Annotated in this window: 9 protein-coding genes; 5 read left to right on the top strand and 4 right to left on the bottom strand. The window is 68.8% G+C overall.

The genetic code is table 11. The features are described 5' to 3' along the window. Positions 1-197 precede the first annotated feature (197 nt). A complete protein-coding gene (locus EV139_RS14985; protein WP_130455555.1) occupies positions 198-1,496 on the top strand; it encodes an RNA polymerase sigma factor in 1,299 nt (432 codons plus the stop codon). A gap of 264 nt (positions 1,497-1,760) precedes the next feature. Here the strand turns inward: EV139_RS14985 and EV139_RS14980 are convergent, their stop codons facing one another. Further along, positions 1,761-1,982: a DUF7455 domain-containing protein gene (locus tag EV139_RS14980; protein WP_130455553.1), complete on the bottom strand. Its 222-nt coding sequence runs from the start codon at positions 1,980-1,982 to the stop codon at positions 1,761-1,763. A 197-nt stretch (positions 1,983-2,179) separates the two neighbouring features. On the opposite strand from EV139_RS14980, the gene EV139_RS14975 reads away from it, so the two are divergent. Beyond that, positions 2,180-4,300: a DNA gyrase/topoisomerase IV subunit B gene (locus EV139_RS14975; RefSeq protein ID WP_130455551.1), complete on the top strand. Its 2,121-nt coding sequence runs from the start codon at positions 2,180-2,182 to the stop codon at positions 4,298-4,300. Positions 4,301-5,721: 1,421 nt separating this feature from the next. On the opposite strand, the gene EV139_RS14970 is transcribed toward EV139_RS14975, so the two are convergent. After that, positions 5,722-6,084, bottom strand: coding sequence for a DoxX family protein (locus tag EV139_RS14970; protein WP_130455549.1), 363 nt, complete (start codon positions 6,082-6,084; stop codon positions 5,722-5,724). Between the two features lie 112 nt (positions 6,085-6,196). Between EV139_RS14970 and EV139_RS14965 the strand changes: the two genes are divergently transcribed. After that, positions 6,197-6,598 (top strand): winged helix-turn-helix transcriptional regulator, encoded by a 402-nt coding sequence (locus EV139_RS14965; RefSeq protein ID WP_237465457.1) that lies wholly within the window; start codon positions 6,197-6,199, stop codon positions 6,596-6,598. A 31-nt stretch (positions 6,599-6,629) separates the two neighbouring features. On the opposite strand, the gene EV139_RS14960 is transcribed toward EV139_RS14965, so the two are convergent. Continuing rightward, entirely contained in the window at positions 6,630-9,080 is a 2,451-nt protein-coding gene (locus EV139_RS14960) for a DNA gyrase/topoisomerase IV subunit A (RefSeq protein WP_130455547.1), read from the bottom strand. A gap of 10 nt (positions 9,081-9,090) precedes the next feature. Here EV139_RS14960 and EV139_RS14955 point away from each other — a divergent pair, with 10 nt between their 5' ends. Next, on the top strand, positions 9,091-10,359 hold the full coding sequence (locus EV139_RS14955; protein WP_130455545.1) for an alkaline phosphatase family protein: 1,269 nt from the start codon (positions 9,091-9,093) through the stop codon (positions 10,357-10,359). A gap of 133 nt (positions 10,360-10,492) precedes the next feature. Here EV139_RS14955 and sepH read toward each other — a convergent pair whose 3' ends face one another. After that, positions 10,493-11,773: a septation protein SepH gene (sepH, locus tag EV139_RS14950; protein ID WP_130455543.1), complete on the bottom strand. Its 1,281-nt coding sequence runs from the start codon at positions 11,771-11,773 to the stop codon at positions 10,493-10,495. Between the two features lie 208 nt (positions 11,774-11,981). On the opposite strand from sepH, the gene EV139_RS14945 reads away from it, so the two are divergent. Then, positions 11,982-12,272, top strand: a complete 291-nt coding sequence (locus EV139_RS14945) for a DUF4193 domain-containing protein (RefSeq protein ID WP_125099741.1) — start codon at positions 11,982-11,984, stop codon at positions 12,270-12,272. Positions 12,273-12,402: the final 130 nt, after the last annotated feature.

The raw sequence follows: 12,402 nt of genomic DNA, 5'->3' as shown, positions 1-12,402 counted from the left end.
AACGCCGCGCCGCGGCGTCGGCGCATGTCAGATTCCCGCTGGGATCGTGCAATAATAGGGGAGACCAACCCATTCAATCCGAGGGTATTTCCGCGCGTCGGGAATCATTCGGGCTTGACATGGGTTTTCATGCTGTGAGCACTCGTTGGCGATACGCCAGCGACACAGCGCGGCAATCGATAGAGAGAGGCGGCTGCGTGGCAACTGCATCCACCCCCAAGACTCGTGCGACCACCGCGAAGACGACGAAGAAGGCTGTCGTCGCTTCCGCGGAGGAGCCCGAGGTGTCCACCGTTTCAGAGGCCGATACCACCGCTCCGGCAAAGAAGCCGGCTGCCAAGAAGACGGCCGTCAAGAAGGCTCCCGCGACCAAGCCGGCCGCTAAGAAGCCCGCGACTAAGCGCGCAACCACGAAGAAGGCTGCGGCCGACGTCGAAGAGGTTGATGAAGTCGACGACGAGGCGATTGAGCCCGTCGAAGATGAGAAGCCGGCGCCCGCCGTCACCGAGCCACTGCCCACCGGCGCGATCGTGCTGAAGGCGAGCGAGGAAGAGGACGTCCCCACCGTCACCACCGCGATCCCCGGTGCAACCGCGGACCCGGTGAAGGATTACCTGAAGCAGATCGGTAAGGTGGCGCTGTTGAACGCCGCCGAAGAGGTCGAGCTCGCCATGCGCATCGAGGCTGGCCTCTTTGCCGAGGAGAAGCTCGCGACCGAGAAGGGCCTCCCGAAGAAGCTTGAGCGCGAGCTCAAGTGGGTTGCCCGCGACGGCCAGCGCGCGAAGAGTCACCTGCTCGGCGCCAACCTTCGTCTCGTGGTCTCGCTCGCAAAGCGCTACACGGGTCGCGGGATGCAGTTCCTCGATCTGATCCAGGAGGGCAACCTCGGTCTGATCCGCGCTGTCGAGAAGTTCGACTACACCAAGGGCTTCAAGTTCTCCACGTACGCAACCTGGTGGATCCGTCAGGCGATCACGCGCGCGATGGCAGATCAGGCGCGTACGATCCGTATCCCGGTCCACATGGTCGAGGTCATTAACAAGCTCGCCCGAGTGCAGCGCCAGATGCTGCAGGACCTCGGCCGTGAGCCCACGCCCGAGGAGCTGAGCCGCGAGCTCGACATGACCCCTGAGAAGGTCATCGAGGTGCAGAAGTACGGCCGCGAGCCCATCTCCCTCCACACCCCACTGGGCGAGGACGGCGACAGCGAGTTTGGCGACCTCATCGAGGACACCGAGGCGGTTGTCCCCGCCGACGCTGTGGGCTTCACCATGCTGCAGCAGCAGCTCGAACAGCTGCTCGACTCGCTCTCCGAGCGCGAGGCTGGCGTGATTCGCATGCGCTTCGGCCTCGGTGACGGGATGCCGAAGACGCTCGACCAGATCGGTGACACCTTCGGGGTGACGCGTGAGCGGATCCGCCAGATCGAGTCGAAGACGATGGCGAAGCTGCGCCACCCCTCGCGGAGCCAGCAGCTGCGCGACTACCTCGAGTAGGCCGCGGGCGGCACTGGCCGTGCCCGTGCGACTGTGTCCCCTGGTGAACGCTCACCAGGGGACACAGCTGTGTCTGGGGCGCCGGGGCGTTGGGGAGCTGGGGTGCTGACGCGCCGCCGGGGCGCCTGCGCGGCTGTGCGGTTACGTGGCTCCGCGATTGCCCGCGGCTGCGCGGTTGTGCGCGGTCGCCGCACCGGGATACCGGCCCGAGAAACGACAACACCCTCCGGCGAAAAACCGCCAGAGGGTGTTGGGCATCCCGAATTACGGGGTGAGCTTGTGGCTCTCGTCGTGCCAGAACTCCGCCATCGGGCGCAGCTTTCCCTCATGCTTGTGTGCGTGGTGTGCGCAGAACAGCAACTCGCTGCCGCCGAGACCTGCGCGCACATACGCCTGCGCACCGCAGCTATCGCAGCGGTCGAGTGCGCTGAGCGGGCGATCCGCGGCATCGATCGTGTCAGCACGATCCTGCTCGATTGTCGTCATGGCGACCTCCCGTCCGTTCGTGAATCAGTTACAGGTCTATCAAAACACGTTCAGCGTGTGAATTGCCACGGGGAACCCTCGGGTTCGCTGACCGCGTAGCCGTGTCACCGCTTCCGCACTCGCCGGGACGGCTGCACGCCGGTGTCGGAGGTCTGGCCTAGGGTAGGGGAGTCATCAAAACAGAGGAGATCCACGTAGTGGCGACGCAGCGATCAGCAGGGCAGTCGACGGAGTCGAACTACTCCGCACGCCATCTCACGGTGCTGGAGGGGCTCGAGGCCGTCCGCAAGCGCCCAGGCATGTACATCGGCACCACCGACTCGCGCGGTCTCATGCACTGCCTCTGGGAGATCATCGACAACTCGGTCGACGAGGCGCTCGCCGGGCACGGGGACCAGATCGGCATCACGCTCCACGCCGACGGCAGCGTCACCGTCACGGACACCGGCCGCGGCGTCCCCGTCGATATTGAGCCCAAGAGCGGGCTCTCCGGCGTCGAGCTCGTGTTCACCAAGCTGCACGCGGGCGGCAAGTTCGGTGGCGGGGGATACGCCTCCTCCGGCGGCCTGCACGGCGTCGGTGCTTCCGTGGTCAACGCGCTCTCCTCCCGGCTCGACGTCGAGGTGGATCGCGATGGCAAGACCTGGGGCATGTCGTTCAAGCACGGCGAACCCGGCATCTTCGCGGGTGACGGCCCAGACAGCGCGTTCACGCCGTTCGAGAACTCATCTGAGCTGCGCGTCCTCGGCAAGGTCAAGAAGGGCGTCACGGGCACGCGGGTGCGGTACTGGGCCGATCCGCAGATCTTCCTCGCCTCCGCCAAGTTCGAGCCCGAGTCGCTCGTGGCGCGCGCCCGACAGACCGCGTTCCTCGTCCCCGGCCTCGCGATCGAGATCACCGATGAGCGGCCCGAGTCGCTCGACGAGTCCGGCGCGCCGCAGGTGCACCGCTTCGAGTACGAGGGCGGCCTCTCCGAGTTCGTCGACTACCTCGCGGTCGACGCGCCGCTCACCGAGACGTGGCGCGTCACCGACTCCGGCACCTTCACTGAGACCGTGCCCGTGATGGACGAGGAAACCGGGCACCTGGTGTCGCGCGAGGTTGAGCGCACGTGCGAGGTCGATATCGCGCTCCGCTGGGGGACCGGCTACGACACCTCCGTGCAGAGCTTCGTGAACATCATCTCGACGCCCAAGGGCGGCACGCACATGAGCGGCTTCGAGCAGGGCCTCACCAAGTTCTTCCGCAAACAGATCGAGACGAACGCGCGCAAGCTCAAGGCTGGCAGCGACAAGCCCGAGAAGGACGACATCCTCACCGGGCTCACCGCGGTGGTCACGGTGCGCGTCCCCGAGCCGCAGTTCGAGGGGCAGACGAAGGAGGTGCTCGGCACGGCCGCCGTGCGCCAGATCGTGTCCCGCGCCATCGTCAAGGGCCTCACCGAGCGCTACGAGTCCACGAAGAAGCAGGACAAGGCGCAGACCGGTGCCCTGCTCGAGAAGATGGTCTCCGAGATGAAAGCGCGGATCGCCCTCCGCGCTCAGCGCGACACGGCCCGGCGCAAGAGCTCGCTCGAGAGCTCCTCGCTTCCCGCGAAACTGATCGACTGCCGCTCCAAGAACGTGGCCGACACCGAAATCTTCATCGTCGAGGGCGACAGCGCGCTCGGCACGGCGCGGCCGGCTCGCGACAGCGAGTTTCAGGCGCTGCTCCCGATTCGAGGCAAGATCCTCAACGTGCAGAAGGCGTCCGTCGCCGAGATGCTCAGCAACGCCGAGTGCGGCGCGATCATCAAGGTGATCGGCGCGGGGTCGGGGCGCGACTTCGACATCGACTCGGCGCGCTACGGCAAGGTGATCCTCATGAGCGACGCCGACGTCGACGGCGCGCACATCCGCACCCTGCTGCTCACGCTCTTCTTCCGATACATGCGGCCCATGGTGGAGGCCGGGCGCGTGTACGCGGCTGTGCCGCCGCTGCACCGCGTGATCGTGCAGAACGCCGGGCGCAAGCCCAACGACGTGATCTACACGTACAGCGAGCGCGAGCTCAACACGCTGCTTGCAGACCTGCGCAAGCGCGGCAAGAAGTACCAGGAGCCCATCCAGCGGTACAAGGGGCTCGGCGAGATGGACGCCGATCAGCTCGCGGAGACCACCATGGACCGGGAGCACCGCACGCTGCGGCGCGTCCGCGTGGAAGACGCCCACGCGGCGTCCCAGGTGTTCGAGCTGCTCATGGGCAACGAGGTGGCGCCCCGCAAGGAGTTCATCATCGAGAACGCCGACGACCTCGACCGGGACCGCATCGACGCGTAGCCGCCTGGCTGATTCTGGTTCTGGTTGGGCTGGGTTGGTTTTGTCCCTGCCTTGTCCAGGCCTGGCCTTGCCTAGCCTGTGCTGCCGTGTCCGGACCTGCCGTGGGATGACCTGACTCGCCGCGGCTTGCCTGGCCCTGCAGTGGGCTGTTGGCCCGCCCGGAGCGGGTGCCTGTGCTCCGCCGTCGCCTCGGCGCCCCGTGGCGCGGGCGCACGCGCCTGTTTGGGGTGCTGATGGGCTGGCCCCGTGACGATCCCGCTGCTCTGCGGGCGCCGTGTGCGCGGCGTGGCGCATGATCTCAGCCTCGGAGCCATCTCAGTCACTCGCTGGCCGCCCCTTGCGCGGCCGAGCGTGCCCACCCGCAGTTCGCCCGACCAGGTCCGACCCGGCCGCCTAAATTCGCCCCGCTGGCGCAGATCCGACCCCCTCGCGCAGATCCGACCCGCTCACGCAGATCCGACCCGCTCACGCAGATCCGACCCGCTCACGCAGATCCGACCCGCTCACGCAGATCCGACCCGCTTCACCAGCCCGCGGCCCTGATGAACCGGGTCGGATCTGAAGTAATGGGTCGGATTTGCGAGCGGTCCCGCGGCCTGTCATGCGGCCGTGCCTCCGGACGAGGAAGCGGTTGGGCGGCTGGACGGCGGCGGGGTGTACGCGGCGGTCCAGCTGGTCCGCCTCGAAGCCGGGGGCTCGCCCGCTCGCGCGGAACCGCCCGATCGCGCAGACCCGAAGTGCTCGCACGGAACCGCCCGCTCGCACAGATCCGCCCCGTCCACGCAGATCCGACCCGGTCCACCGGCGCGTGGGGCCGATAGACCGGGTCGGATCTGAAGTAATGGGTCGGATTTGCGAGCGGTCCCGCGGCCTGTCATGCGGCCGTGCCTCCGGACGAGGAAGCGGTTGGGCGGCTGGACGGCGGCGGGGTGTACGCGGCGGTCCAGCTGGCCCGCCTCGAAGCCGGGGGATCGCACGCTCGCGCGGAACCGCCCGATCGCGCAGACCCGCCCCGCTTGCTCAGAACCGACCCGGTCCACCAGCCCGTTGCCCTGTTGAACCGGGTCGGATCTGAAGCAATGGGTCGGATTTGCGACCAGTCCTGCAGACGGTCACGCGACCGGGGAGGTTGCGAGACCGACTGAACTGCGGCGGGGTACTCCCGGCCGTCCGGCTGGCCCGGCCCGCGGCCGCGGCTCGCCCGCTCGCACAGCGCCGCCCGCTCGCACGGAACCGCCCCGTCCACGCAGTTCCGACCCGGTCCACCGGCGCATTGGGCCGATAGGCCGGGTCGGATCTGAAGTAAGGGGTCGGATTTGCGGCGGGGCCAAGAACCCAGCGCCAAGAGCCCAGCGCCCAGGGCCCAGCGCTCAGGGCCCAGCACCCCTGCCCCGAGCCCCCAGCCCGCGGGCACCGCGCCGCTAGAGGAGCAGCCCGACCGCGACGAAGAGCGCGAGCAGCAGCAGGACGAAGTTGGGGACCAGCTTCGCGGCCGGGTCGCGGTAGCGAATGTGCACCGCGATCGCCCCGATCTGCACGGCGACCAGGCCGAACGCGGCGACCACCGCGAGCCACGGCGCGACCCCTGTGAGCGGCGGCAGGATCAGGCCAATCCCGCCGAGCACCTCAAGCGCGGCGATCACCTTGATGGCGGCGGGGGAGAAGCCCTCCACCCACGCCATCGTGGGGCGGAGCTCGGCTTTCGAGCGGACGAGCTTCATCCCGCCCGCGGCGAGGTAGGCGAGGGCGAGGAGGCCGGAAACGATCCAGACGGCAATGCTCATGAGTTGTAAGAGTTCCTTCAAGTTACTGTGGTTACGATGAGTTACTTTCTACCGTGCGGGAGCCCGGTACAGCAACGTGCCTGAGTGACACGCGAGTAACCGAGGGAGCACCATGGGTGACGGAGTGAGCACGACGTGCGGCGAGGACGCGCTCTGCGAGGCTGATGGGCCGGACGTGATGCGTTCGGTGATCGAGCGCATCGGCGACAAGTGGAGCCTGCTGCTCATTCGCACGCTCCAAGACGGGCCCGCGCGCTTTACGGAGCTGCTGCGCGCCACGCCGGGGATTTCCCGGCGCATGCTGACGCTGACCCTCCGCAACCTCGAGCGAGACGGCCTGATCACCCGTGAGGCCTTCGCCGAGATCCCACCCCGGGTGGAGTACTCAATGACCCAGCTCGGGCTCACGCTCAACGAGCCGGTGCGGGGCCTCATGCAGTGGGCGGCCGCGAACCAGATCGCGGTCGTGGCAAACCGCGCCGCCTACGATGACCGGGAGGTCGCGGGCGGTTAGGACGAAGCCTGGGCGGCCGGCGGCACCCGGGTCAGGGTGCCTCGCCGACGAACGCCGCGGCGCCGTCGATTGGCTGACCCGAGCCGTCGCGCTTGCCAAGCTCGGTGGGGAGCTTGCGCGCGGACCCGTCGGCCGCGAGCGCGCGCGGCTCGCCCGTGCCCACCCAGGCGCACGCAATCTGGTCTTCCCACTTGAGGAAGCGCTGGATGCGCACACCACCGGTGGCGCGGCCCTTTGGCGGGATCTCGGCCCAGTCGGTGATCTTCGCCGTGGCCACGTCGGTGCCCGGCAGGGTGATCGAGCTGTCGGCGATCGTGACCACCCGCGCCTCGGCGCCGGCCGGGACGGCGCCGGCGAAGACCACGCGCGCGTCGGCCCCCAGACGCATGCCGGCCATTCCGCTCGCCGGACGCCCCTGCGGCCGCACCGCGGCGGCGTCGAAGCGGAGCAGCTGCGCATCGCTGGTAACGATCGCGAACTCGGAGCCGTCGGGCGCCGGGAACGCGCCCACGAGCTGATCGTCGCCCTTGAGCCCGATGACCTCGAAGGACGGCTTTGCCGGCAGATCGGTGAGCACTACGCGCTTCACCGTGCCCTGCAGGGTACACAGCCCGAGCGGGGTGTCCTGGTCGAGTGCCGTGATCCCCACCACGCTGAGCTTCTTGTCGGTGACGCCGAGGTAGTCGAGCAGCTTGGCGCCTGCGGAGAACGCGATGCTCGCGGCGGGCACGAGCGGCAGGTCGACCGGGGTGAAGCGGTGCAGGGTGCCATCAGAGAGCAGCGCGCCGAACTCGCCGCGCACCGTACCCTCCGCGCTCGAGCGCACCGCGCCGTGCTTGGTGGCGCGCGGCGCCCCGCGGGTTGATTCAGGTGATTCGGGATCGCGATCGACACGCAGCGCGCGTCCGGTGACCGAGAGCAGCACTGAGCAGGGCGTGTCTGCGACCTCGAGCGACGCCGACGCGGCCGCGGTGCGCGTGGGCCGGATCACCGCGCCGGTGAGGAGCGTGCGGCGCGGCGTGCCCCACGCGGTGGCAGCGGCGTCGAGTTCCTCAGCGACAACGCCGCGCAGGCGGTCGTCGCTCCCAAGAATCTCGAGGAGGCGCTCAATCTCGGCGTTGAGCTCGTCGCGCTCGGCCTCGAGCTCCACGCGCGAGAACTTGGTGAGGCGGCGCAGCCGTAGCTCGAGAATGTACTCCGCCTGCACCTCAGTGAGGTCGAACACCTGCATCAGTCGAGTGCGGGCGGTCTCGGAATCGTCGCTCGTGCGGATGAGCTGGATGACCTCGTCGATGTCGAGGATCGCGATCAGCAGGCCGGCCACGAGGTGCAGGCGGTCGCGCCGCTTCGCGAGGCGGTGCTCGGTGCGCCGGGTGATCACGGAAATGCGGTGATCGAGGAATACGCGCAGCATCTCGCGAAGCCCGAGCGTCTGCGGCTGCCCCTTGACCAGGGCGACCGAGTTGATGCTGAACGAGTCTTCGAGCGGCGTGTAGCGGTACAGCTGCTCAAGCACCGCCTCCGGAGCGAATCCGGTCTTCAGCGTGATGACCAGGCGGAGCCCGTTCTTGCGGTCGGTGAGATCCGCCAGGTCCGAGATTCCGGAGAGCTTCTTCGCTTCGACGCCCTGCTTGATCTTCTCGATGACGCGCTCGGGGCCCACGAGGTAGGGCAGCTCCGTGACGACGAGCCCGGTGCGCCGTGGCCCGAGCTGCTCGACGGCGACCTTCGCGCGCGTGCGGAACGCGCCGCGACCCGTGCGGTAGGCGTCCTTGACCCCGTCGAGGCCCACGATGGTGCCGCCGCCCGGGAGATCCGGGCCGGGGATGTACTCCATCAGCTCGTCAACGGTGGCGTCGGGGTTGAAGAGCAGGTGTTTTGCACCGTCGACGACCTCGATCAGGTTGTGCGGGGCCAGGTTAGTGGCCATGCCGACCGCGATGCCGCTGGCGCCGTTGACGAGGAGGTTGGGGATCGCCGACGGAAGCACGTCGGGTTGCATGATCTGGTTGTCGTAGTTGGGGACAAAATCTACGACGTCCTCGTCGAGCGAGTCGGTCATCGCGAGCGCCGCGCCCGCGAGCCTCGCCTCGGTGTACCGCGAGGCGGCCGGGCCGTCGTCGAGTGAGCCAAAGTTGCCGTGGCCGTCGATGAGCGGGAGGCGCATGTTGAAGCTCTGCGCGAGCCGCACGAGCGCATCGTAGATGGATGAATCGCCGTGCGGGTGGAGCTTGCCCATCACCTCGCCCACGACGCGGGCCGACTTGACGTGGCCCTTCTCGGGGCGCAGCCCCATGTCGTCCATCATGAACAGGATGCGGCGCTGCACAGGCTTGAGGCCGTCACGGGCATCAGGCAGGGCGCGCGAGTAGATCACTGAGTAGGCGTACTCGAGGAACGAACCCTCCATCTCCTCCGAGATGTCGATGTCCTCGATGCGTTCGCCGGCGATCTCGTGGGGGGCTCCGGGCGATTCGGTCATAATGGAGATCATGCTACCGACAGCTGCCGACAACGGCGCGAGGCTTGCCGCGATTCTGCCAAGCGGAATTGCCGCCGTCGCCTCAGGGCTTGGCCGCGACCCGCGCGACACGCTCTCCGAGATCTACCCCGGGGCCGGATCTGACGGCTTCAAAGACCTCGATCTTGGGCTGGTGCCCAAGCTGCGCTCGCTCGTGCTCATCGTGGTCGACGGGCTCGGTCACGCCAATCTGCGCGCACGCCGCGGCCACGCGCCGACGCTCTCGGGGCTGCCGCAGCGCAGGATCGAGACTGTCGCTCCGTCGACGACCGGGGCGGCGCTCACCACGATCACCACCGGGCGCCTCCCCGGCGCCCACGGTCTCATCGGATACCGGATCCGGCACCCGGAGCTCGGCCTCGTGACGACCCTCAGCGAGTGGGATGGGATTCCGGATCGGCGCTCGTGGCAGCTCGCGGATCCGCTGTTCGCGAACGCCGCCGCTCTCGGAGCTCGCCCAGTGGTGATCGGACGGCCGGCGCACGCCTCCGGCGGCCTCACCGAAGCGATTCTGACGGGCGCGGACTACCTCCCCGGGCAACGGATCGAGGATCGCTTTGCGCTTGGCTCCCAGGCGCTGCGGCGCGGCGAGCCGACGGTCATGTATCTCTACGTCGATGAGCTTGACCGGGCCGCGCACGAGTTCGGCGTGGAGAGCGCCGAGTGGGTGCGGCGGCTTGAGCAGCTCGACGCAGCACTCGCAGACTTCCTGCGGACACTGCCCGGCGACACCGGAGTCGTGGTCACGGCAGACCACGGCATCGTAGACGTCGCGCCGCAGCAGCAGGTGCTGCTCGACTCGGACCCCGAACTGCTCGCCGGTGTCGGGATGGTCGGTGGCGAACCGCGGTTCCGCTCGCTCTACCTTGAGCCCGGCATTGACCCCGCCGAGGTGCAGCGGCGCTGGGCCGCCGCTGAGGGGGACCGCGCGTGGGTGAGTACCCGCGACGAGGCGATCGCGAGCGGCGTGTTCGGACCGGTCGCGCCGGGCGTCGCGGAGCGCCTGGGCGACGTGCTCATCGCCGCTCGAAAGCGCGTGGCCTACACGCTCAGCACCGACGACCCGGGCGTGCACGCGATGGTGGGGCAGCACGGATCGTTCAGCGATGAGGAGCGGGGGGTGCCGCTCGCGCTCGGCGGCGCGCTCGCGGGAACCGGATTCGGGGCGTTGGTCACGGCAGTCGCTGCGCGCAGCCGCGTGGGCGCCGTCGCCAACGAAGTCGCCAGCGTCAACGACTGAGCAGCACGCCCGGGCCCGCAGCGCGGTGCCAGGGAGTGGGGTGCCCCGCGGTCAGCGCTTCGGGCTCGCGCGAAGGCCGCCCGCAGCGCGGTGCCCGGGAGCGGCCGGCCACCGGAGCGGCCGACCCTCGCAGCTAGTTCGGGTCTTCGTCGCTGCGGGTGCCGAAGAGGATGTCGTCCCAGCTGGGGATCGACGCGCGCCCCTTCTTCGGGAGCTTCTCCGGAGCCTCCGGGGCTTCACCGGCGTCCCCGGCCGTGGGCGACGAGGGAGCCGTGGGAACCGCCGGGGCCGCGGGCAGCCGTGGGGGCGCAGTGGGCGCCGGGGTCGCGGTCTGCGGCGCGGCCGGGGCCAGCTTGCCGCCGTCTCCGCGCGATCCGGCCGGTGCGGGGGATCCGCTGACACCGTTTGCGCCCCAGATGCTGCGGGCGCGAGCCTCCGAGGGCTGCGGGGTTGGGTCCGGGAGCTCGAGCTGGGCGGTGGTGTCGCTCGGCTCCTCGGCTCCGGGGGCTGGCGCGTGTGCGGCATCAACCACCTCGGCGAGCGCCGCGGCGCGGTTCGCCTCGTCTCGTTCGCCGCGACGACGGCGCAGCGCGTCGAGCAGGTCGGCGGTCTGGCTGAGGTCGACGGGCTGCGTCTCGTTTGTCTTGATCGCGCGCTGGTCGATCTCGCGCTTGCGCTCGTAGTCAGCCTCCGCGCGTTCCGGAGTGATCTCCTCCTCCGGCTCCGCCTGAGCCGACTCGGCGCGCGTCGCGTCCGCGGGCTCGTGGGGCTGGGCGAGTTCGACGGTGTCGAACGCGCCGGAATCGAATCGCGCCGACCCGTCACCGCTGTCAACGGCGCGAAGCTTAGGAATCAGGCGGTCGCCGACCTCGCCCTGCTTGGAGAGGTTCACGGCGTCCGGGGTGATGGGGGAGAGCGCGCCCTTGCGGTGCTCAAAGGCCCACACGGCGCGGTGGGCGACATCGTGCGAGATGAATTCCAGGCTGATCATCCAGCCGGTCTCCTCGTCGCGCCACGACGCCCACTCGCTCGCGTCTGCGCCGAGCGAGATGAGGCGCTCCTGGATTACGGCGCCGAAGCGCTGGTCCGCGTCGGCGTGAGCCTCGGCCCGCACGGGGACCGCGTGCGCGCGCTCCAGCACGTAGCGGCGCTCGGCCAGCACCGGTTCCTCGTAGCGTTCGATGTCCGACTCTTCAAGGCCCGTCTGCGCCATGATCTCGGCGCGGGTCTTGCCCGCGCGGATCAGCGACTGAATCTCGCGGGGTCGCACCTTTCCGGTGTCTCGCTCGCGTCGGCTCAGGCTGCGAAGCTCGCTGAGCACCGCGTCGTCGACGACGAGAGTGAATTCTTGGCCGGCATCGTTCGCGACGACGAGGGTCTGATCCTCACGTCGCACAAAGCGCAATTCATCCATTGGCGCATCCTTCCTGGCTCGCGAACTAGGGTGACACATCTCGCCCGCCGGGGGCAGTATTGACGCGGCGCGTAGGAAACTTCGCGCACTGACGGTTCGCGTACAGAGAACTCGGAGCTGCAGAGTTGCATCAGAGGCGAGTCGTACGGCAGACTATGGCCGCTCGATGGTTGAGGTGCCGAAGCGCGGCACAGGAATGCAGGAGATTATGGCAACTGATTACGACGCCCCCAGGAAGTCCGAAGAAGAAGCCGACTCCATTGAGGCGCTGAAAGAGCGCGGCCCCGCAAAGGGTGCCTCCGGCCTCGACTCGGAGGACGCCGACAACCCCAGTTTCGATCTTGGCGGATCGGATCTGTCAGATGTTGAACTCGATGTGGTCGTGCTTCCGCAGCAGGACGACGAGTTCACCTGCGTGAGCTGCTTCCTGGTGCGCCACCGCTCGCAGATGGATCACCAGACGGACCTCGGTCCGATTTGCGCGGAGTGTGCGGCCTAACGACCGCCACGCGCGAGGCATCGCCTCGCACCGGCTCCGCTCCGCTCCGGCGGTGACGGGGCGCACCCCGCAACGAAACAGGCCCGTGGGCCCCGATCACTGATCGAGGCACACGGGCCTGTTGCGCGTT

This window comes from Leucobacter luti (assembly GCF_004217175.1).
Lineage (GTDB): Bacteria > Actinomycetota > Actinomycetes > Actinomycetales > Microbacteriaceae > Leucobacter > Leucobacter luti.
Note: the sequence above shows the minus strand (reverse complement) of the source record. Positions and strands in the feature narration are given on the sequence as shown.